Consider the following 23,368-nt stretch of genomic DNA (forward strand, 5'->3'; position numbering starts at 1 on the left):
AATAGGTACCAGGTATTCCAATTTTTAAGTGGCTTTTTCATTCGTTTTTCTGTGCAGATAAAAAGTTTAAAAATAAACGTGCCGCCCCCACATTTCCCGCAGGCAGCTGTCTGAAAAATGCCAACGGCGTATAAATAAAATTACCCTTTCCGTATCTGGCATATAAAGTTGATCCCTGCAGAGGCTCTTCATCTGCATCGCGCATTTCAAAAAGCGGTTCATACGCTGCATCCCATTGAGCAGGGAAATAGGCACCACGCTCCTGTACCCAGCCTTTAAAATCATCCGCAGTAATTTTGTTCGGAAAGTTCAGTAATTTATGATTTGGATTTAAAAACGTAACCGCAGCATTTTCTTCAGTAACCCGCTTATTGGCAATACTGAAATTGTACATTCCCAATTGGTTAACGGTTGTATCCTGGTTGGTGTTATACTGCATCACCAAATTACCTCCGGCTTTTGCATAAGACCATAAAAAAGGCATCCAGCGGCCCAGCTTTTTCTCTGTGTTATTGGCCCGAACCCCCAATACGACGGCATCATATTGCGATAGCTTGTTTTGACTGCCGTTTCCGCCGGATTCATCTATGGTGCCATAAAAATCTTCGTCTTTCAAGACATCTACCTGAATACCTGCAATGCGTAGGAACTCAGGAATGAAATCGCCTGCTCCTTCTATGTAACCCACTTTTTTAATCTTCGCCTGAATATCACCTTTCATTACGGGTACAGATGCAGGTGCAAAATATTGTAAGGAGGGTAAATGCGGGTACTGAATTAATACTTGTTTTTTGTTATAAGTGACTCCATCTGCTACAAAATTGGCATCCAATTGCAAGCGAGATGAATGTATTGCGGTAAGCTTAGCTTTTGGAATAACGTAATCGATGGTGGTATCTTTTCCATTGAGCAAACTTACATCAGTACCACCTAATTGTTCACCGTTATACATCAGGTTTAGAATGCCTTTATTGTACTGTCTGTTAGCATTAACCTTAACATTTAAACTCAAATGTAAATCTTCATTTTCTTTAACCACATAAAGCGGTTGTGTAAATTTCAGTTCCAATGCAGGAACAATACGCAAGGCTTCGACCACATCACCCCGCACCGGATCTAATTTTTTGAAAGATAAAGGGAGTTTAACCTGAAACTTTTCCGAACCTATTTTTAAACCAAGCAAAACATTCAGTGGTGATTCTGCCTCTGGCAAACCGATTAAAGTATCGTTTGGAACAGAGAAAGTTCCCGCGTTCGTAGGAGATTTTGCCAGCCAGTACGGTTCTGTGAGTACTGCATCTGCAGGAATCTGAATGTCGTGCTGAATGGTAATTAAAGAATCTTTTGATAGTTTTCTGTTGAAATTCTCTGACTGAGTTACCCATTGTACATCTTCTAAAACGACAGGATTGGCAGCTCTTGAAATCAAATTCAACCTGAAATTGTAATGATCTCCGGCAACAGCCTCAGCCTGATTGGTAACCACCTCGCCCATGAAGCCTGCACAACTTAAAATGATATGGTCAAGAGATTTAATTTTATCGTTTTTCAGATCTGCATCTTTAAGAGCAGCAACCTTTTTCCGCAAAGCAAGCAAAGCAGGCAAGCTGCGGTCTGGATTATTGAAATTGAAAGCGGAAATAATTTCATCTAACGAATGGTCTATATCAGCGTTTCCTTGTGAAGTCCAGGTTTTAACAACTCCATCAAAAAGCGTTGCTTTTGCAGGTTCGCCAATAACGTGGGCAAAATATTCTGTTCTGATGCCGGCTACAGACTGTGTTCCTGCCCCCTGACTTTTATGTAAACTTCTGCTTAATCCTGCCAATTCGCCATAGCCCATTCCGAGTTGCGCATCATATTGCCCAACGGTAACCTTCAGTTGATTTTCAGCGGTCGTATTGACCCCGCCAAAGCGGAAAGTATTCCACAATACGCGTTTTGGCTGCCATGCATTCACATATTTTAGTTGATCTGGGAAAGCCGTTTTGTCTCCTGCCAGCTTAAAAGCTTTTTCCGCAACCACAGCCGAAGCGGCATGTTGTCCGTGTCCTGCCGCAGCAGTAGGAGGAAAACGACAAATGATCACATCCGGACGGAATTTTCGGATGACCCAAACTACATCCGCTATAATGCTATTTTCATTCCATTGTTTAAAGGTATCCGTAGTATTTTTAGAGAACCCGAAGTCGATTGCACGGGTGAAAAACTGTTGGGCCCCATCTAACTTTCTTGCCTCTAAAAGCTCATGTGTTCTGATTAAACCTAACGCAGCTCCTTGCTCTGTACCTAATAAATTCTGACCACCATCCCCTCTCGTTAAAGACAAATAGCCCGTTTCTACATTTTGGTCGTTGATTAACCAGGAGAGTAACCCTGTATTTTCATCATCAGGATGAGCCGCAAGGTATAAAACTTTAGGCAGCTGTTTAAGGGTTTTGAGTTCACGATAAATTTCAGATGATTTGGAGGGCCGAACCTGTTGGGCCGTACAAAAAACCGTACAAAATCCAAGGATAAATACAGTGCTTACTTTTTTGAACATTTAATTTTACTTTGCAGGGCAAATATAAGTAAATCATCTTTCTTTCAACCTTAAAAGAATCAGACTGTGAATTTCACAAAAAAACTGTTTAATTTTTATTAAACCACAAAAGACACAAAAGATTGAAACACTTAAGTGAGCTTAAGAGGATATCCTGGCGTACAATAAGTCCACATAAGTTTTAAAAATCTTTGATTTTTTTCTTCAATGTACTTTTATACTGTATTATTTTAAACCTTCTTAAGTGTCCTAAAGTGTTAAAAAAATAAAAACTTTTGTGACTTTTGTGGTTACATTTAAACAGACTGTATGTACGAATCAGAGTTTGCAAGGAAAACAAAAAACTCCTTATGTTTTTCTAATTGTATTCCGTGTAAGATAGATATAATTAAACATACAAAATGTGGCTACCGCCCCAAAAGTATGCCATAAAAAGTGGGTTCCGAAACTCAACCATTCCCCTTTATCAACGATGCGGAAAGTGAGTGCAAGAGCAAATGACAATAAAGCAAAGCCTACCCATTTACCTGCTTTCCATTGAGTATAAATTAAATAACTCAATACCGAAAAAAGCACAAATGAGGCCATGATTGCGTAATTTACGTTGATAAAAAGAGAAGTGTTATCTACCAAAATCCAATTTCTCAATGCAAACATAAGTACTATATAGACGAGAACCATTACAACAGCATAGTACCATCTGATACTCTGAGCTAAAAAATAAAATCCGGCAGACAAACACAGCAACATAATGGGCATCCAATCCATCATGATAAATACCGGCCATTGTCTGAATGAATGGTAAACAGTTCCCCCTATGGCACCAATGTATAATAAAACCAAACAGTAGGTTAAAAAAGGATATTCTTTAAAACTGCCCTTTATTTTAATGGTCCAAAAAATGGCCAAGGCTAAAAACAATACAGCTGTTATGGCATTGAATGGCTCAGGGAAAAGCTGAGCCATATTTGTTTCTTTATATAACATGCCTCCGTCCGGAGGTATTGGGTTTATGGGCATTGTCTTTTTTTTTATATCATATTTACAGGCATGCTTTAGAGGGCAAAATACAAACACAAGCCCTTTTTCTAAACATTAGTAAAGCCTATATACTTCTTCTAAATATAGAAAAAATTATGGCATTATATACCTGGATCTATTTTATAAAAATGTTAATTCTACTTCTTATACCAATAAAAACAAAAATTTGGGGATATCTGTATTCCCAGCTCACCCTTTTATTTATGTTCAACTTTCTTATTCTGAATGGGTGTCAGCCGTCTTCTTTTCTCTCCTTCTTTGAAGAATAAGGTGTGCGGCATCCAGCATTTTAACCGTATGGATGTAGGGCATAACGATATTCCTTTCCGGTAGGTTTTCATAGATGCCCATTGAGAAATAGACGATTCCGGACATAAAATAATCAAATTCCTTGAGGGTGTATTCCCTGAATGCTGTTTTGAAAACCAGCAGAGGATTCCGGTATTCCTTTTCCGAAAGCAAACCAAGAACCCACGGGGAAACCTTTTCCGGTCTGGTATCAATAATCCATTTTCTTTCCTTGAGCATAATGAGATATCCTGCCCGGATCAGCGACCGCATCGACTGGTGAAACTGAAAGATAACTGCCGGATCTTCATGGATCCAACTATTCCTCTTTACCGCATAATTCATAATGTTGCTGAGCCTTTCCTTGGAAACATCCAGCTCATTGAACTGAAAAAATATCTCCATAAGCTGTAATCCTGATTGCTTCTTAGGCACTGCCCAACATGGCGACTCAAAGTCTGTTCTGGTCTTTTTCATGGGTTTGTATTTTTGTGATAAGTTTCTGTTCATACTTTGTCATTCCGCAGGAATAATTTTAAAACACTTTAGCCCACTTAAGAAAGGTTACTATCTTACTGCATCAGTAAGTAGACTTTAGAAGAAAATCAAAGATTTTCATAAAACTTAGGTGTACTTCATATCCCAAAAGCTGGAAACTTAAAATAACTAAAGTGTTTAAAAAACTTTTCTGCCTTTTAACTTCATTGAATCTTCGATTTTTGTTTTACATAAAAAGCTTTAAACAAGCTTAGTTGTAAAAAGGGAGGAAGCCCTGCTAATGCCGGACTTCCCGCCCTACAAGACAAAAAAATAAAAACTTATGATAGAATTTGTGTTTTTCAGAAAGCCCTTAGGCCGCAACGGGTTGTACACTCCATTGTAACATACATGATACTTGATGGGGTAAAGCGGGCTTAGAAAAGATGATTGTAGAAAAGCTGAACAGCATGAAATAAAAACGGCATGGGACTCTACAATATCCGCCCTAGGTACTGGTATACCGTGTACACAGATAAGAGAGCCCACGCCTAGGTCGTGAGCCAACTTACTTATCCTCTCGTGTACTAAAATTACCAGTTTTGGGGCGAGATTCTAAGCAATAGCTTCTATATTTCTTTGAAGTATCGCAAAATTACTTTAATAAGTAATCTTTTCCAAATATATATAAAATCACATTGTAAACCAAATGGATTACAAAAGTTTTTATCAAATATTCTAAAATTGTTGAATGAGCAGCCTTAGCAAAGACGATATTGAACTTAGAAATAAGATAACTCAAAGATTAATTAATCTGAGAAAGTCTACCGGATTGAATCAAAGTGATTTCGCCAAACTTCATGATATCGACAGACAACAAGTAAACAGATGGGAAAGTTTTGAAAGTGAACGAGGTGTTACCATTTACACCATAAATAGATTCTGTATACTTTTAAAAATTACATTACAAGATTTTTTTAATGATCCATTATTCAAATAAATCCTGACGAGAGTTGGGATTTTTTTATGCTGAAATTTTCGAAATTTTTAAGCAATTCCGTGAAAATACTGATTGAAAATTTTAAGGAGGATTTTATTTTTGGTATTTACGGGAAGCCATAATAGAAGAAACAGTTAAGCTCCTATATTTGGATTTTCTAAACTAATATAAAACTAATGCCAAAATTTAACATTTATAAAATTAATATTGCTAATAGACAAGCACTTATTAATAAGCTCCATTCAGTTAATATGGAACAAACCGGCAACCTTGAAATAAACGGTTATCAATTAGATTTTTATCTATCCACAAACCCCGACTCAGTAGAAATATGGTGGACTGATCTCTACAGTAGATTTATTCAAAATAACCCTAGACCTGAAAATTTGATTTATTATGCATGCCTATTATTATATAGAGATGAAATATGTTATGCTATTAGTTTAGGTAAAACTCACTTTTATCTGAAAGACTTCTGTGACTCAGAATTTGGAATTAATTTAGCAGAACGTATAATTGACGTAGAAAATCTTAGATTAAAAAATTCTAAATTTTATAAATCAAAAAAAAATAAAACTATTACGTCTTTCTCAAATAATACAGCATTAGATTATGATAGTGGGGAATCTCTTCACTTTTTGAAATCTAAAACTATTGATTCATTGCAATGGGGAAATATTGCCAGCTTTGGTCATTCTGTCCAATTAAATTTAGACATTAATATCAATGACTTACCATCCTTAATCAATCGAATAGAAAATAAGTTACAAGAACCTGTTTTAGCAAACTTTCCAAAGGCTGAGTCAATTAAAGATCATGTTGAAATAGAAAGGTTAGATGCAATGATTTCAAATGCAATTATTAGTAATGACCCAAATGTTGGAAATGAAGAGTTTGATTTATCAGGAATTGATTTTATTTTTACTGATAATACTCTTTTCCAATTTAAATTAAAAGGAACAAATATTGAGAGTGAAATATACTTGGATTTATCTATTGAAAATCTTAAAGAATTTATTTTAAACAATCATATTGACTTGCATCAAAATTTAAATGATATTCAAGTTAAGTTTTTAAGAGAAGAAGGTAGAAATTTTACAAAGACTGTAAAAACGATTTTACAATATATCACAGACGAACGGGAAACTTTAATTGATGGTAAATGGCATAAGTTCAATCAATCTTATATTAATCTACTGAATGATAAAGTGAAAAAAATTTTACTAAATTATGATCCTTCAATGAATTATAATGCAAATATTGAAGAAGATGTTTTTAATAACCAAAGAGAAGCAGAAGGATACAAAAATCTTCACACTGAAAACATTATGCTAGCGAGAAGATATAAAGTTGAAAAAATGGACCTATATAAAGATGATACTTTGTTCTTTGTTAAAAAAGGTACTCCAAAGACATTAAATTATGTAATTGACCAAGCTATGAACACATTACAACTTCTCAAAAACAATGAATTTATAATTGAAGAAAATGGAGAAGAAATGGGCGTAAAAAAAATATGTTTATGGTTTTTAATTGATAGAGTTACTAATGTGAATACTTTAGCAGATTTCAATTCACTAATTTTTATAATGAAACTAAATAATTTATATAAAGAAGTTGTAGACTCCAGTTTATTGTTAGAATGCAATATTAATTATTATAATAGGGCTTAACATACAGGATTCCAAATGTAATACAACTCATTATTAAAAGTTATAAAATTATTTAATATTATAATTTTATTCAATGGAAAACGAAATGGTAAAAAAGAGGTATTAAAAATCTTAAAAGAAAATATTGCCTCAAAATTAGGAACAACAGAAAATAATAAAGGTAATTATACGCTAGTTTACACTAGCTTGTTAAAAATAAAAGAGGGCTAAAATTAATTAGTCCTCTTTATTGATTAATTCATAATCCGTTATATATCTTTTTATTTCTTCTGATTTAACAGTTGTTTCAGGATAGTATAATGTCTTTATAGTAAATTTATAATTCTCTTTCCCAATATTTACATAATCATTTTTTATCTTTTCGAGTATTGATGTTTCAAATTTCCCCCTTATTGAAATATCTTCACTAGGAGCATAAATCTTAAAAGAAGGTTCTTTTGAATCAATATCAATCTCTCTAAATATACCTTCAATAATTTCGATATCTTCAATCACATCAAATGACTCATCAATAATAGCCTTAGCTATTTTAGCTTTATTTTCATCTAATATGGCATACTTAACTTCTTTCGTAATAGGATTGGCATAGGCGGTGTTAAGAGTAGCCTTGTTATCTATTATTGTTTTAATAATTAATGAATATTCCTTTATGTATTTTGTATCTTTAGTAGAATTGATGACTTTTTTAAAATCTTCTTGATTTTGAGCATTTAATAAATCTATCATTGTATTAATTGCAATATCTTCTTTTTCTAAAAATAAATCATTAGAATAATTAATCTCAATAGTAATACCTAATGATGCTTGTCTCAAGTTTGAGAAAGCAAGATATTTATCAGCATTTCTGCTATCAAAACCTACTAAATTTTTAATTATATCAACTAAAGGTGTAAATACTTTAAAAAAAGCATAAGGTTTTATAGATGACTTTAAATTTTCACTTTGCAAATAAAAATCAAATATTAAATTTTGTTTTTTCTCTGAGTAATTTAAGATATACGTATCACTTAATTCAACTTCTTTTATTGAATAGTCAAAATTATAATTATACCAATCAGGCACTAAATCATATTCAGCAATATTATTTGCAGGGATAAGAAAAGCATTTAATGTATCACCTGTATGTAAATCATAATCTATAACATATACTGAACCATTTTCTGGTTTTGAAAAAGCTTGATAAACTGATATCTTATTTTCAAAAAGATTCTGAAGTTTTTCTTTACTTATCTGAAGGTAAGACCTTGTTTCAACATCAGCTTCTCCATTAGAATATGTCAAATAACTTAAATAAAAATTCCCTATTTCATCTTGCTCAAGTAATAATATAGGCTCTTCTGAAAAATCAAAAGCCTCTACCACACTTAATTTAAGTGGAAATTCAGGAATATTATATTTAGAATTAATTATCATTATATTCTACAATGTTTAGTGTATTGTTACTTTCAAAATTTGCATTTTCATAAAACCACGTACTTATATGCCCATCATTTTTATTCAAGTCAGACTTACCATGTTCTTTAACTAAATTATATTTAGCAATATAATTTCCTATCTGATTTCCTCTTTTAATCGATGCTTTTATGGCAACTTTTGCATTTTCCAAAGTATTATAAAAAGATATTGCATAAGCCTTACATAATTTTTGATACCTTACATTTTCAGGGTAAAGTTTTGCATATATTATAAAATCGTCATCACATGGAGTATCAGATTTTGTTACTCTATATACCTCGGATTCCAAATCAACGGCTTTATCAGTAGGACATTTATCAGGAAGTTGTTCTTTCCACATAGTGCTTATTAATATATAATTTGGGATACAAATAATTACAAGGCTTTAAATATATAAAATATTCACTATATAAGATATGTAAATTTAAAAACTAAAAAAGTAATACACAAAAATGTTAATTTTCAGATTAAGATTCTTTATCTTTTTTCTTGGGTTTAAAGTTTAAAACCTTTTTCATATTCAAATCGAATTCCACTAATTTTAGCACATGTCTGCCATCAACTAAAGGAATATTGTCAATGTAAATTATTTCAGTTCCATCGAATGCAAAGTATTCATAATTCTCCCCGCTCTCCGAAGTCTCCTGACTTTGGAGCAAACTTAAAGGAAATAATCCTCTTACTTACTACCTCAAAGTCGGGAGACTTTCCACAGTAAAAGGTAATAGATCTAATTTATTTTTAACTACTGACACACTGCTGTCACGTTGCTACTGTAAGTTTGCATCATTAATTAATCTTTAAAAGAATAAAAAATGACAAACGAAATTAGCTCAGTATTTAAGTCAACCCATTTTCCCAACCCCACTCTTATTTCAGTCAATGGTGTAGAACTGGAAGTGTTTGAAGCAGGTAAAGAGAATGCTGGAAAACCTATTGTACTCTGCCACGGCTTTCCGGAACATGCTTTTTCCTGGCGTCATCAGGTGCCGGCATTGGTTGCAGCTGGGATCATGTGATCATTCCCAATCAGAGAGGTTATGGCAACTCATCCCGCCCGATCGAAGTCACTGAATATGATATTGTACACCTGACAGGTGACCTGGTCGCACTACTCGATTACTTTGGATATGAAGATGCTACTTTTATTGGTCACGATTGGGGAGCCAATGTTGTTTGGAACCTGGCACTATTGCATCCTGAGAGGGTAAATAAAATAATAAATCTGGCTTTGCCTTACCAAGAGCGCGGAGAACAACCATGGATTGAGTTGATGGAAGCCATATTTGGAGGAGACTTCTATTTTGTTCACTTCAATCGACAGCCAGGAGTAGCAGATGCTATAATGAATGAAAACACCTCTCAGTTCCTCCATAACATATTCCGCAAAAATGTCCCTCCAGCACCACCAGAGCCCGGAATGCTAATGATGAATCTTGCAAGAGCAGAAAATCCACTGGGGGAACCCTTAATGGGAGACAACGAACTATCTGTATTTGTTTCTGCTTTCGAATCATCAGGGTTTACAGGAAGTATAAATTGGTACAGAAACCTTGATAGAAACTGGCACTTAATGGCTGACGTACTCCCAATCATTCATCAAACAACTCTTATGATATATGGTGAACAGGACACGATTCCCAAATCTGAAAACCTAAAAAATATCGTTCCTAATCTGGATATTGTGAGTCTGGATTGTGGCCATTGGATTCAACAAGAAAAGCCAGAAGAAACTACCCAATCAATTTTAAAGTGGCTAGAACAACAGAATGCTTAACAAGGAAGTAGAAACATATAGTCCTCAAAGCCAAACAGGTTGGAACAATGGTTGGGAAAAACCACCGACCCGCTCTCCGAAGTCTCCTGACTTTGGAGCATATTTTACAAAACATTTTTAGTGGGATAGCTCAAAGTCAGGAGACTTTGCGCAGCTGGGACAAATATACACTTATTTCCAAAACACAAATTATGGTTTCCCGTAACCTTATTTAAAATGGTCTTATAATATTTCTACTCTCAAAATTGAAATGCTTAGGAAATTTTATTTCAAACAAATAATTAAAACTCGCTCTTATCTCCTCACAAGAACCACAAAATTCCTTAAAAACCTCACTACAAGAGCTGTAGGCCGTTCCAAAGAGCCTCTAGGTACTTCCCTAACCCCCTCCAGGGTCTTCCCAAGGGGCTATACCCCCTTAAGGAACGGCCTCTACCCCCTTACCTAAGGGGGTAGAACCACTTGTATAACGGGCTAGAGACACTTACCCAACGGGCTTCAGGCCGTTCTGCAAGGGGTATCACCCCTTATCCATACCCGATACAATATGTACACATTGTACACAATTGGGTGCAATTTGCATATTATGTGCAGTTATGGGTTTCCATAGTGCAGGACTCCATAAATGATTTACTTTTATCCTGTGATAGAAATCACACAAAAAAGAATTAATTATTATATTTACAAAAACACAAATGCTTATGAAGACAAATCTAGTCTGCGGACTTTTATTGTTAGGCATGCTTACTGTTTCCCTCAATTCCTGTAGGACAGATGAGATGCTGACAACCACAGAACAAACCCAAAAGGAAAAAATCGCCTTTTTTGAACGCTTTGAAAAGGAAAAGAGTCTTTCCAAAGATGCTGCATCCAATAACTATGCACTCCCCTTTGGAAACTCCATGTTAGCCTACTTTAATAATTATCCGGAAAAGAAAACCGAACTGGAAAATAAGTATGGAATAGTTGATTTGAGGGTTTCCTCACAGGATATGGATTTGGAGAATGGCAGAAAGCTATTAATGTTCCCCATGCTTACAAATGGAAAAGTAACAGCCGTAATAGGCGGTGTGATTAATGAAGAAAGAGACTTTCTTTACTTTGATGTTTATAAGGATGGACATCCTGATCGTGATTATCTTATCCAGACTTTTCAGGAACATTATAATTCCCTTTCACTGGGTAGGACTATTGATGTAGGGGAAGTTGTTATTATTGTAAAAAAACCAGAACTAACAAAGCCTGATCCGTGGGATGATTTGGGTGGTGATGGTGGTCATGACATGGATGGTGGAAATGGTGACTATGGAGACGGTAGTGGAAGCAGTGGAAGTTCTGGCACACCTAACACGAATCCTCCAACCGATCCATGTGCAAAAATGAAAAGCCAAAATACACCTGAATTTCAATCTAAAGTTGGTGTATTGGAAACTAATCTAGATGAGAAAAAAGAAACGGGTTGGGTTGAAAAAAAAGATGGAACTTTTGAATATAAAGACACTGCATCTACAAATAATGACTCAAATTCTCTATCATTAGGTGACCCAACAAAAGATATGAAAGGTTATATGCATACACATGTCAATGATTTTCTAGATGACGATGGAGGTATGCGAAAAGGGTTTAAAATATTTTCTCCGGCAGATGTTATATATTTTAACCAGATGGTAGCTCTAGCACAGCAAAATGGTACGCCTTTAGATGACATCTATGCTATTATGGTTTCAGGTAAAGGAAATTATCAGATTAGATTTACAGGAAATAGCAATCAGATTAAAACTTTATATGCGAATACAAAAACAGAGTACAATGATATGTATAAAGAATACTTTAAAGTGAATAAAGATAGGTCAGATGAAATGAATTTTTTAAAGTTTATTGAAGAGATGATGTACGTAAAGGGTGTAACCCTTGTAAAAATAAATAGTGATGGTACAACTGTGAAAAAAAATCTAAATTCAACAAAAACTGATGTGTCTGAGACACCTTGTCAATAATAAAAAATACTACTATGAAATATATAATAACTTTTGTTTTATATCTCGGGACTTTTTTTTGCAATGCACAAACAATCACCCTGAAACAATTATCAGAATGCCAAGATGACCTATATCCATGCCCCAATTATACAAATGTAAAGGATAATACCAATCTATTAGGGAAATTTGTTGGAACTTGGAAAGGAACTTCTGTAGATGGAAGAACTTACGAATTTCGATTTACCAAGATAGAAGATTATGGAGGTTGGCTTAATGAAAAATTTTGGGATATTTTAGTAGCGAGAATGACTATTAAAAAAAGTGATGGATCAATATTAGAAAGTACAATGAGTGTTTCTGATGCCAACACTCATTTTAGAGGTTACTACTTTGATAAAAGTTTAACCAAGTATTTGCTGTATTATTCAGGAAATGCAGAATGTAATGATAAAGGAGATGTCTATATATCTTTCCCTGATCCTAATAATTTAAATCAAATGAGGCTTATTTTTATGCAAGACAGAGATATTATAGCCAGTTGTCCAAGTGGATATAAAACACTAATGCCAGATGGAAAAGCTATAATGCTTACAAAACAATAACAAAAAATCCCAGTTCAGGCTGGGATTTTCTATTTCATCAAGAATGCTTCGATTATTGTTCCACGTCTTTCAATTTCTGCCGAAGCATGGTATTTTCATCACGCAATTGGGCTACAATTCTTTTATGTAGATTGATTTCATCGTTAAGGAGCTATACTTTATTCTCATAAAGTTCGGTGACTCCGATGTTTTTTATCTTATTGATACATTTCAAGACTACTATGACTCCAAGACAGTTTCCAGAAATAGCAACAACCCTATTGACGTAGGAGAAGTGATCATCAGAGTAACAAGACCGGTAAGGCTGACGATGTATGACGGATGGGCCGGAAATGGTGGCCCTGGTAATGGCGGACATGACATGGGTGGTGGCCCTGGTGATTATGGGGGGGGGGAAGTGGAAACAACCCGAATACACCCAATACTACAAATCCTTGTGAAAAAATGAAAGCAGAAAATCAGAGCAAAGCTTTCAAAGATAAGGTTGCAGATATTGACAAGAAAGAAAAGTTTGATAAGGATAAGGAATCTGGTTTTGTTGCTGCATACGGGCCAAATACAAATTATGAACCTTTAGCAAATAATAATGATAACCTAAAAATGCCAGAGGGAAATAAGTACTTTGGATTTATGCATGCTCATTTGGATAGTAAAGATGGTATTGTTAAAATTTTTTCACCTGCTGACATTTTCACTTTCCTCACAACTTGTGTAAGAAATGCTGAATCTAAGGGATCAATGTCAGATGCATATGCAATGGTTATTACCCCCGATAAGCTGAGTATGTATTAGCCCTAAACAAATCGAAAACTTAACTGAAATTTATTCTGATAAAATGGGTAATCCGAATATGTCTAGGGAGGGCTTGCAAAAAGAATTTCTTAAGTTTATGGAAAAGAGCATGAAAATTGATGGTGCCAAGCTATACGAGCAGGATAGCGATGGCAAGACTTCCGAGGTAAAAAAAGACGGACCAAAGGTCGATTGTCCTAAATAATATAATATAAAAAAATTATGAAAAAAATAGTTATTATACTTTTACTAGCCTGTGTAAATTTAATATTTGCGCAACAAGTTTTTCCATTAAATACACCTAAGGTTGATACTCCAAATGGAGCCTATTATAAGGATTTGGATGGAGAACTTAACCAATATGTAGGAACATGGAAAGGAAATTGGGAGGGAAAAATATTGTTTTTAGAATTGAGAAAAGTTAAAAAAAAATATCCATTAATTGATGGAAACTATTTTACGGATAAGATAGTAGGAGAACGCAAGATTATATCATCTAGTGGAATGGTAGAAGTTGATAGAATTGCTAATTTCGATGAAATCTCATCTGAATTTTCAGGTATGTTTGGACAAAAGAAAGACTATTCTCAGAAGTTTCTTCTATTCCAACCCAAGGATATGTGTAATAAAACCGCTAATATAAATATTAACTTTATCAATGTACAAAAAACCCAGATGCGATTAGAGTTTAAATATAATCCAAATGGTATTAATGAATCTTGCAAATACTATAACGACATTATGGTAGAGGGAAAAAGTTTTCCAATGAATTTTCCAAAAGACATCGTTCTAACAAAACAATAATTAACATTTTAACTACATAAAAAAAGCGCTCTAATTGAGCGCTTTTTTTATGTAGTTAGCTTATAGAGCATACTACCCCCGCTCTCCGAAGTCTCCTGACTTTGGAGCAAACTTAAAGGAAATAATCCTCTTACTTACTAGCTCAAAGTCAGGAGACTTTGCGCAGCGGAAACTAAACCTTATCAAAAATAATAAAACACAATATTTAAAAAATGATGAATAACAATCATTTCTCTTTATCACTTATATCCTATTTTTGTAAAAAAACTAATGGACAAATTAAGTTTTCTGGAAGTTATTGCTGCGATTGCTGTTTTTGTATCGCTGCTGCTTTCTGTTTTTTTATTAACGGTAAAAACAGAAAGAAAACTGGAAAACAGATTATTTGCAGCATTCCTTATCATTAATGCCATTGATATCAGCGGAATTTTTATGCATCTTTTTGTGGATAGCTACAATCTGAAAGCTTTCAAAATATCTGCGTATTTATTGGTCATGCCTCTGTTCTATCTGTATGTAAATGCTGTTTGCTATTCTAATTTCACCTTAAAAAGAAAGCATTTGCTGCATCTTGTTCCTTTTGTTGTGGCCAATTTAATGTTGGTTCCAAGACTTTATCTGGCAGAAGGTGCTGCAAAAGAAGACTTCTTTACAACGATGTGGAACTCGCCTGAAATGTTTGTGTATCAACTTATCGGGGAGCTGCAGTTTTTCTTTTATATCGTTGGCGTATTTATGATACTCAAAAAATACAAGAAGATTTATCTTGAAAACTACACCAATCCCAACACCCTGTTATACCAATGGCTGTTTCAGCTTACCCTCATTTTCTTATTCATCCATCTCTGTATTATTTTTAAAAACATCATCCGATATACCGCATACAACGATCTGTTTATTTGGCTTCATATTCTGGCAGGAACTTCCTTTTTACTGGCTGCCTGTTGGTTTATCTTAAAGGCATTAAATTATCCTGAGCTTTTTCGCAGAATTGATTCTACCTTACAACCGACAAAAGATTTTGCTGAAACGCTGGAAACTGAAAATACAACTGACGAAACAAAAAGCATTCAGATCGAACAGCTTAAAAAATTCATGACTGAAAAAGAACCTTTTTTAGAACCTTCATTAACGATTCAGGAATTGGCAGATCAGGTGAATATTCCGGTTCGTGAATTGTCTGTATTAATAAACCATCACCTCAATCAGCACTTTTTTGATTTCGTGAATGAATACCGCGTTAAAAAAGCAATGACGATTCTGAAAGATCCTACAAAAAAAGAATATACGGTGCTTGAAATCTTATATGAAGTGGGTTTCAATTCAAAATCTTCTTTTCATACTTCATTTAAAAAATATACGAACCAAACACCAACCGCGTTCAGAAATAGCTGATAATTAAACCATTGTAAATAATCGAACTTTGGATTGCAGATAATAGGACTCATTTTAACCAATAAAATGAGTCCGACTTTTTTATACGGACTTTTTTCAAGACTCTCTACAGCATATTTGCATCAGAATATCAAATTAAAATTCTGACCATGAAATATGTAATCCCTATTTTATTTTTTGCCTTACTTGGATGTAAAAGTGTTCACCCAATCGGTACACAAAATGTTGAACATGCCATTACAAAAAATGCTCTTCAGTTATTGAAGGACAAAAGATTTCATTCTGTTTCCGTTGCAGTGCTTAAAGATGGAACATCCACCATCAAACATTTTGGAGAACTAACGATTGGAAAAGGAAACACACCCAACGACTCCACTCTGTATGAACTAGCTTCTGTTACGAAAACCTTTACAGGATATATCGCCGCTAAAGCTGTACTTGACAAAAAAATACATTTGGAGGATGATATCAGAATCTATCTTAGCGAACCTTATCCTAATTTAGCATTTAAAGGGGAACCTGTCAGAATCAAACACCTCATCACCCATACCAGTGGATTTCCCAATTTTCCCATAAAAAGCGAAAATAAAAAGGCTTTTCTGGAGGGATTAAAACTCATCAACATTGAAACGAAGCCCGGAGAAAGATATTCCTATTCAAACACGGCTCCGGAACTGACTGCCTATATCCTTGAAAAAGTGTATCAAAAATCCTTTGAGGAACTGGTCATTGAGTTTATTTTGAAACCCAATAACATGAACCAAACTAAGTTTACCCTCACTGAAAATGACAGAACAAGACTGGTAAAAGGCTATAACGATAAAAACGAGCTAATGCCTAACTTCAACAGAACTTTATGGGGCGGAATTTCAGGATTGCATTCTACCACTACGGATTTGGTAAAATATATGAAGTTGCAGCTTGACCCATGCAATCCTATTGTCAACGAATCTCATAAAAAATTATATCAAGAAGGTTCTGATTTTTGGGAAGGCTACCATTGGTACATCATAGAAAATGGTAACAAATTAATCTATAGACATCACGGAGGCATCTACGGAATGCAGAATTGGTTTGTGATTGATCCTAAACAAAATATAGGAATATCCATATTGACAAATACCAGCTTTAATGAAACAGGAGAAATTCTAGAAAAAGTAGTTGATACCCTGTATGAGGACATAATGAAAACTAAGAAATAAACAATCATCGGGATTGATATCAATCCGTTTTATCAATTCCTATGAAAGAAGTATATTTAAACAATAATTCCCAGGATATACCAAAACAAATCTTTACAACCACTTTTATAAAAAATTGATCTATACAACACTTTTAAATATTGCGATTTTCCAGGGAATCATCTTAGGCGTAGTTATTTTAAAATCTTCCTTATTCAATAGTAATTCAAATAAGTATTTAGCCTACTTACTATTTGCACTTTCCATGGTTTTACTGAATTATGTTTTTGAAATTGAAGGTGCATTTAAGTCCTATCCTTTGCTCTGTTTTCTGGATTATATTGAGTGGATATTTTTACTCCCCGTCTTCATCTTCCTGTTTATCATAAACCGAATTGATGATACCGTAAAGAACAGACAAAGAACTTATTTGTATTACATTCCGTTTGTCTACTCCTCCACTTTTACTATTATATACCAGCTTAATGATATTTTAGGAATTTATAAAATCTCAGGTTCAGGCATTTTCATAATCAATATACTTAGACTGATTCAGCTTTTATTTGCCTTTATCATCATCCTGTTTCCACCTTTTTACTCTTATTTCATGATAAGGTACCTAAAAGACCCAAAAGAGAAAAAATGGGTAATTACCTTATTAACTACGCTCTATTTATTATTATCTACCTGGCTGATTACGTATATGACAGGCTTCTTTTTTGGAATAGACATTTCCTCTACCATGAGTGGGCTGGCTTTATCGGCAACATTTATCATGCACTGGACCGCCTATATAGGTATTTACAGATATAAATTGGCCAAAAACAAAGAGGCTGTCTACCATTTACTAAATCACGATTCAGCTATTCCGTATCCCAATCTGAAAATTGCAGAAAATAGTACGCCACAAGAATATAAGGAAACGATCACCGCAGATAATCTTTATTTTCAAAAACTGGAACTTCTTTGCAAAGATGATCACATGTATACCGACAGTACCTTAAACAGAGAAAAAGTAGCTGAAAAACTGGGCATAAGTGCGGGATATCTTTCACAAATTGTAAACACGATTACAGGAGACAACTTTGCCCACTATATCAATCAATATCGGGTGGAAGCGGTGAAGGAAATGATATCAGATCCGGAATACGAAAACTATACTTTGCTGACGATGGGATTAGAAGCCGGGTTCACATCAAAAACGACTTTTTATAAAGCCTTTAAAAAAGTTACCGGTCAGACCCCCAATGAGTATAAAAATACCAGTAAATAAGTGCCATTTTCTCCATTTTTAAGCTTTTGAAACCTGTTCTAACTTGAATTATTTGAGTTTTGCATTTAAATAATTCAAATTAACTTTTTTATGAAAAAGAACTTTTTATTAGCAATGATGCTGTTTGCTTTTTATTCTGTGAATGCTCAAAAAAACGAAACCAATGGAGATTCATATGAGAAAAAAAATGAAATTAAACTGAATCTTATTGCGCCTTTATCCGGTGCTGTGGAAGCAGGCTTTGAACGACACCTCAACAAAAATTCGTCACTGGGGATCTCTGCATTTATTGTTTATGATAATACAAAAGAAGAAGATATGAATTACTTCATCTCCCCCTATTACAGATATTATTTTGGAAAGAAATATGCTTCCGGCTTTTTCGTTGAAGGATTTGGAATGTTCACTTCCATTGATGGAAAAAAGATATATGCGGCAGACAATGTGACATTCACTGAAAATAAAGATGTGTATGATCTTGCATTAGGTGCGGGGCTGGGCTACAAACTGGTGACAAAGAAAGGATTTGTTTTCGAAGCCAATACAGCCTATGGAAGACTTATTTTTAATGCAGACAAAACAGATCACGATCAGGTTATAAAGCTAGGATTGAGTGTTGGCTACCGATTTTAATATCAACTCTATCTAAAACATAACAAGGGTATTGTTGGCAATGGATAAAGTACAAAACTGAAGAATGAATAAAATCCTGACGAGAGTTGGGATTTTTTTGTTTTCCCAACCTGCCAACTGGTTTTTATTTATCTTTGTTACAAACCTAAAATTTCTCAATCATGAAGTTAGAATTATATCAGATAGATGCGTTTACAGAAGAAATTTTCTATGGAAATCCTGCATGTGTTGTTCCGTTAAAAAGCTGGTTACCCGATGAGGTCCTCTTAAAAATAGCCCGTGAAAATGCGGTAGCAGAAACAGCATTCTTTATTGATAATGGCAGTACCATTCATCTGAGATGGTTTACGCCTGAAATAGAGATGGATCTATGTGGGCATGCTACCCTTGCCACTGCGCATTGCTTAGCGTCCATCTTAAACTACCAGAACAGCAGAATCGTTTTTGAAACCAAAAGCGGTGAATTAACAGTAGATTTAAAAGATGGATTTTATTATATGGATTTCCCGTCGAGAATGCCTGAAGCATCTACGCTGCCTGATCCTATAGCCAAGTCTCTCAATATACAGCCTAAAGAAGTCTTCAAATCCAGAGATTATGTTCTGGTATACGAGTCTGAAGAAGACATCAGAAAAATCAAAATTGAAAGATCTGTTTTTGACCTTATCAATCTGGATCCGGGAGGAGTTGTTGTAACAGCAGCAGGTACAGACAGTGATTTTGTTTCAAGATATTTTACCCCACAGTCCTCAATTCTTGAAGATCCTGTAACCGGCTCTGCCCACTGCTCACTTATCCCATTCTGGTCATCAAGATTAGGAAAAGACAAGCTTTTTGCCCGCCAGCTATCAGAAAGAGGCGGCCAGCTTTATGGTGAAAACAAAGGTGAAAGAGTGATTGTGGCAGGTAAAGCCCAAACCTATTCTATGGGCTATCTATGGATAGAATAGCCTTATTTTAATCAATTTATATAGCTTAAAAAATATAAAATCAGAATAGATGAGTTTCTATTCTGATTTTTATTTGATGAGCAAACACATCAATCCTTTTTCAGGACGAATCATCAAAATAAATTAAAAAGCATTTACTTCAAAATTGTGCTTACTTTTAATTGTGCTTTTTAAAAAAAGTTTTCATCGCATTATAATATATTTCTGGTGCTTCAAATGGGGTATTATGTGAGGCATTCTTTACGTATAATAGCTCTTTATCCTTTTTGGGAACATTTTTAAGGGCATTATAAATTGTTCTTCCCTGCTCAACTCCGATGGCATAATCATATTCTCCCTGGATAATTAATACTGGTTTTTTGATTACGTCCATTTTATCTACTATATTCAGATTGTTGTAAGATTCTGTATTCATAAAAACTTCGTTGATATATTCAAGCTTTTCGATGGCTTTCTCAAGGAGTTCAGGCGTATATTTCACCCTCGCAAAAAAAGCTGGGTCGTTTAATAATTTTGCTTTTTTCTCTTTCAATTCCGGCCTGGCCCAATAAACATCAAAGCCTAAATCTTTTGGAAACTCATATCTTACCTTATTCATATTGTGGAAAAAATCTTTAAATCCACTTGTTTCAATCTCATCTAATTTTGTTAGAATTTCTGTATATCTTTTTTTCTTTACAGTATCGTTTGTTTTCTTTAGAAGATCATTCGCCAATTGACGTTCATGAGAAATTAAAGCGAAATTTCTTTGCGGGCTATCTACAAATCCAGAGCTGCTAATAAATGAATTAATCTTTTCCTGATGTTTTAGCAAATACAAAAAACCATATGTTCCACCCCACGATGTACCTAAAAGATTGATTTTTTTGTTAGGATATTTATCTTTTATATAATTGACAACATCATCTAAATCTTTCACAAATTGATCCGTTGTAAGCATTGATTTGTCTTTGAATTCATCCGATAAGCCTCCTCCTCTTTGGTCAAAGTAAACGACTAAATAATCTTTTTCAAAGACATCTCTATAAAACTCATGGTCTATAGAAAAAGCACCCGGGCCTCCATGCAATGCTATAATGACAGGTTTTTCAGAATTACCAATAACGCGTGTATAAAGCTTTGATTGGTCAACTGGTATAAAAAATTCGGTATCTATCTGAGGATCTACTGTTTGTTTTTGTGCTTTACAAAGATGAATAGCTGCAATAAAAACTGCAGTGAAACAAAGTAGTATATTTTTCATGATTATTTATTTTCGGGTGTATTAGGTAAATTGGTAATCAGCTCATTTTTACAAGCGACCAAATATACCTCATTTGGGTTCAAAATCAATTGTCCCAATAAACAAAAATCGAAAGTACTCAAAAGGATCTTAAAAATAGGGGTACCTCTATATCAACTTTACTTCAAATTGTAGTCATAAGCCAAGAAGTTGAACATCTGTTTTTAAATATTTAATTGACTACTTTAATGCTTAACCCGAGGTTTAGAATCGTACATTACAGGATCTTCACGGTTATCCATAAAAATACCAATTCATTAAAATTTACCTTCTATGTCAATCTGATTGCCGAAGAATAATTTATCTAAAGTTTTTAACGATTTTTCTACTTAAAAGACATATCCAAAACCAATTGTAAAATAGATCGGTCTCATTCCAAAAGTAATGGTTTTAAAATCGGACTTAAATATATCATTAAACCCAAAGCTTAAATTTGAAAATACATTAAGGTGTCTTGAAGCATTCCATGTACCTCCAACTTCCACTCCGTATATAAAGTTTCTCAAATTATTTGAAAAATCGTACGTAGCGGTTTGATCTCCACTAAAAACCACTTTATCACCGGTAGGTCCGCCTTCTCGAAGATAGCCTTCATATACATACCCTGAAAAATCCTTTTCTAAAAGTAAAGACCAGAAAGTTCCAAGAGAAATACTCCATTTATTATTTATTCCATACACTGCCGATATAGGAACTGTTAAGTAAGAATTGACAACTTGAGTGGAAACCCCACCAGTCCAATTACCCGCAACACGCTCTCCGTTATCACCAATAATCTCCATACTATAATTTTTGACCTGTGCATCCGTTTCCATCCCTTTGTTTTCAAGCCTGATCCCACTTCTGATTCCCCAAGATTTTCTTTCTTTCCCAAACCAATAGGTTGCATTCCCCTCAATACTAAAGTTGAGCTTCGGATTGAAATTATTAATCTTTCTAATTTCGGCAGGCAAAGGCAATGGGCTAAAGCCTCCTATATTAATACCCGTCCTGATTTGATAAACAATGCTATCCCGATGCCCCTTATCACGATCTATTACAATTTCCTGTGCCTTTAAAGCGATCAGGTTTCCTAAGAAGAACATGAGAAAAGCTATAAATTTTAACTTGATCATTCTGTTTATTTTATTCATGCGCTATTTCTATTTCGTCAATAAGAAGCGTACTTTCTTCGGCTCCGGCAAATAGATCCCCATCAATGCTAGAAGTAAATACTATGGTTAAACTATATTTTCCATCTTTCAATTTCTGCTCATCAATAACCGAGTTGTTATTAAAGGCAAAAGGAACATGAAAGGGCGTCCATTGATCGGTTTCGATTGCCGCAGATGGAGAGATTCTCGCAATGGCCAAAATATTGGGATGGCTAAACTTATTGGTTCCATCTAAATATTTCAGATTATTATCCGTTTCAAAAAATATGGCATAGCAATCCCAAGAATCTTTCTTTCCCGGAATTATATTGTTTCCTTCCTTATATACATTGCCAGCTTTATACTTAAAATACCCCTTAAAAGCAGCGGGTACAAAATCTACCGGCATTCCTAAACGTAAACTTTTCAATGGATTGATAATAGAGTTGGCTAAATCAAATTCGCCCATAAAAATATTTCCGGCAGCCATTGGTTTGCCCATCGTAGCCCCAAGAGCACCAGTAGAACGTGTTGTAAGTTTTACTCCCTGCCCTACCTTACCATTCGCTAATCTGGCAGTTGGATAATAATCCGGCTGAGATCCGGCTCCTGTTAAACTAAAACCTGAATTACCACTTGCCCAGTCCATAATATTTTGATTATCCTGATTAACTTCATAGAAGACATCAAACTTATTATTTTCAAGACGTACATGCTCAAAACTATATTTTGACCCAACGGCATCATTTATATAGGAAACTTCATAGATCTTTTTGGACAGACCATCTTCAGAAGTAACGGTATAAAATTGAGGATTTGTAAAATCTAAAACGGTTCCGCTTTTCGGGAGAATTGTGGCACCGGGAGACAAGGTGAAAACAGGCGCCTGCACCGTTAAATCTGCAAAGGATTTGACAAATATCTGAATACGTTCATTTTGAATAACAGGATCTTTTTTAAGAATCTGACTGTCTACCGAACAAGATAAAATATCAGCTTCTGCATTAGGAAGCTCATCTTTTATGCATGACATGCATAGCAGGCTGATAAATACGGTTAAAAAAAGCGAAATAGATTTCATAGCATTT

General features: G+C 34.5%; 22 protein-coding genes. 14 read left to right on the plus strand and 8 right to left on the minus strand.

The window, feature by feature from the left end; genetic code table 11:
* Window positions 1-37 precede the first annotated feature (37 nt).
* The 3 genes from SCA31_RS15090 to SCA31_RS15100 all read right to left on the minus strand — a co-directional run bounded on the left by SCA31_RS15090 (window position 38) and on the right by SCA31_RS15100 (window position 4,351).
* Window positions 38-2,545, minus strand: a complete 2,508-nt coding sequence (locus SCA31_RS15090; protein ID WP_410697784.1) for a PIG-L family deacetylase — start codon at window positions 2,543-2,545, stop codon at window positions 38-40.
* A gap of 348 nt (window positions 2,546-2,893) precedes the next feature.
* The gene (locus tag SCA31_RS15095) at window positions 2,894-3,565 is read right to left on the minus strand and encodes a hypothetical protein (protein WP_410697785.1); all 672 of its coding nucleotides are present in this window, start codon (window positions 3,563-3,565) and stop codon (window positions 2,894-2,896) included.
* 237 nt (window positions 3,566-3,802) lie between these two features.
* Window positions 3,803-4,351 carry a hypothetical protein gene (locus SCA31_RS15100; RefSeq protein WP_410697786.1) on the minus strand — a complete coding sequence of 183 codons (549 nt, stop codon included), beginning with the start codon at window positions 4,349-4,351 and terminating at the stop codon, window positions 3,803-3,805.
* Window positions 4,352-5,102: 751 nt separating this feature from the next.
* Between SCA31_RS15100 and SCA31_RS15105 the strand changes: the two genes are divergently transcribed.
* Complete coding sequence (locus SCA31_RS15105) at window positions 5,103-5,351, plus strand: helix-turn-helix transcriptional regulator (protein ID WP_410697787.1); 249 nt, start codon at window positions 5,103-5,105, stop codon at window positions 5,349-5,351.
* A 176-nt stretch (window positions 5,352-5,527) separates the two neighbouring features.
* Window positions 5,528-7,024: a DUF6119 family protein gene (locus SCA31_RS15110; protein WP_410697788.1), complete on the plus strand. Its 1,497-nt coding sequence runs from the start codon at window positions 5,528-5,530 to the stop codon at window positions 7,022-7,024.
* Window positions 7,025-7,240: 216 nt separating this feature from the next.
* Here the strand turns inward: SCA31_RS15110 and SCA31_RS15115 are convergent, their stop codons facing one another.
* Window positions 7,241-8,437, minus strand: coding sequence for a DUF6575 domain-containing protein (locus SCA31_RS15115; protein WP_410697789.1), 1,197 nt, complete (start codon window positions 8,435-8,437; stop codon window positions 7,241-7,243).
* Entirely contained in the window at window positions 8,427-8,819 is a 393-nt protein-coding gene (locus tag SCA31_RS15120) for a hypothetical protein (protein ID WP_410697790.1), read from the minus strand. Before SCA31_RS15120 ends, SCA31_RS15115 begins: the two co-directional genes overlap by 11 nt.
* Before the next feature lie 475 nt (window positions 8,820-9,294).
* On the opposite strand from SCA31_RS15120, the gene SCA31_RS15125 reads away from it, so the two are divergent.
* The 12 genes from SCA31_RS15125 to SCA31_RS15180 all read left to right on the plus strand — a co-directional run bounded on the left by SCA31_RS15125 (window position 9,295) and on the right by SCA31_RS15180 (window position 19,865).
* A complete protein-coding gene (locus SCA31_RS15125; protein ID WP_410697791.1) occupies window positions 9,295-9,498 on the plus strand; it encodes an alpha/beta fold hydrolase in 204 nt (67 codons plus the stop codon).
* Window positions 9,495-10,256, plus strand: a complete 762-nt coding sequence (locus SCA31_RS15130) for an alpha/beta hydrolase (RefSeq protein WP_410697792.1) — start codon at window positions 9,495-9,497, stop codon at window positions 10,254-10,256. Before SCA31_RS15125 ends, SCA31_RS15130 begins: the two co-directional genes overlap by 4 nt.
* A gap of 701 nt (window positions 10,257-10,957) precedes the next feature.
* A complete protein-coding gene (locus SCA31_RS15135) occupies window positions 10,958-12,253 on the plus strand; it encodes a hypothetical protein (RefSeq protein WP_410697793.1) in 1,296 nt (431 codons plus the stop codon).
* 14 nt (window positions 12,254-12,267) lie between these two features.
* Complete coding sequence (locus tag SCA31_RS15140; protein ID WP_410697794.1) at window positions 12,268-12,837, plus strand: DUF6705 family protein; 570 nt, start codon at window positions 12,268-12,270, stop codon at window positions 12,835-12,837.
* A gap of 274 nt (window positions 12,838-13,111) precedes the next feature.
* Entirely contained in the window at window positions 13,112-13,285 is a 174-nt protein-coding gene (locus tag SCA31_RS15145) for a hypothetical protein (RefSeq protein WP_410697795.1), read from the plus strand.
* Complete coding sequence (locus SCA31_RS15150) at window positions 13,282-13,629, plus strand: hypothetical protein (RefSeq protein ID WP_410697796.1); 348 nt, start codon at window positions 13,282-13,284, stop codon at window positions 13,627-13,629. Before SCA31_RS15145 ends, SCA31_RS15150 begins: the two co-directional genes overlap by 4 nt.
* 222 nt (window positions 13,630-13,851) lie before the next feature.
* Complete coding sequence (locus SCA31_RS15155; RefSeq protein ID WP_410697797.1) at window positions 13,852-14,433, plus strand: DUF6705 family protein; 582 nt, start codon at window positions 13,852-13,854, stop codon at window positions 14,431-14,433.
* 270 nt (window positions 14,434-14,703) lie between these two features.
* Window positions 14,704-15,828, plus strand: coding sequence for a helix-turn-helix domain-containing protein (locus SCA31_RS15160; protein ID WP_410697798.1), 1,125 nt, complete (start codon window positions 14,704-14,706; stop codon window positions 15,826-15,828).
* 149 nt (window positions 15,829-15,977) lie between these two features.
* Entirely contained in the window at window positions 15,978-17,030 is a 1,053-nt protein-coding gene (locus SCA31_RS15165; RefSeq protein WP_410697799.1) for a serine hydrolase domain-containing protein, read from the plus strand.
* Between the two features lie 115 nt (window positions 17,031-17,145).
* Window positions 17,146-18,282 (plus strand): helix-turn-helix domain-containing protein, encoded by a 1,137-nt coding sequence (locus SCA31_RS15170; protein WP_410697800.1) that lies wholly within the window; start codon window positions 17,146-17,148, stop codon window positions 18,280-18,282.
* Window positions 18,283-18,372: 90 nt separating this feature from the next.
* Window positions 18,373-18,915 carry a DUF3575 domain-containing protein gene (locus SCA31_RS15175; RefSeq protein ID WP_410697801.1) on the plus strand — a complete coding sequence of 181 codons (543 nt, stop codon included), beginning with the start codon at window positions 18,373-18,375 and terminating at the stop codon, window positions 18,913-18,915.
* 161 nt (window positions 18,916-19,076) lie between these two features.
* Window positions 19,077-19,865: a PhzF family phenazine biosynthesis protein gene (locus SCA31_RS15180; RefSeq protein ID WP_410697802.1), complete on the plus strand. Its 789-nt coding sequence runs from the start codon at window positions 19,077-19,079 to the stop codon at window positions 19,863-19,865.
* A gap of 157 nt (window positions 19,866-20,022) precedes the next feature.
* Here SCA31_RS15180 and SCA31_RS15185 read toward each other — a convergent pair whose 3' ends face one another.
* The 3 genes from SCA31_RS15185 to SCA31_RS15195 all read right to left on the minus strand — a co-directional run bounded on the left by SCA31_RS15185 (window position 20,023) and on the right by SCA31_RS15195 (window position 23,313).
* Window positions 20,023-21,108 carry an alpha/beta fold hydrolase gene (locus tag SCA31_RS15185; RefSeq protein ID WP_410697803.1) on the minus strand — a complete coding sequence of 362 codons (1,086 nt, stop codon included), beginning with the start codon at window positions 21,106-21,108 and terminating at the stop codon, window positions 20,023-20,025.
* Between the two features lie 368 nt (window positions 21,109-21,476).
* The gene (locus SCA31_RS15190; RefSeq protein ID WP_410697804.1) at window positions 21,477-22,262 is read right to left on the minus strand and encodes a porin family protein; all 786 of its coding nucleotides are present in this window, start codon (window positions 22,260-22,262) and stop codon (window positions 21,477-21,479) included.
* A 10-nt stretch (window positions 22,263-22,272) separates the two neighbouring features.
* Window positions 22,273-23,313: a PCMD domain-containing protein gene (locus SCA31_RS15195; RefSeq protein ID WP_410697805.1), complete on the minus strand. Its 1,041-nt coding sequence runs from the start codon at window positions 23,311-23,313 to the stop codon at window positions 22,273-22,275.
* Between the last annotated feature and the right edge of the window lie 55 nt (window positions 23,314-23,368).

The organism is Chryseobacterium sp. SIMBA_028, from assembly GCF_046535285.1.
Taxonomy (GTDB): domain Bacteria; phylum Bacteroidota; class Bacteroidia; order Flavobacteriales; family Weeksellaceae; genus Chryseobacterium.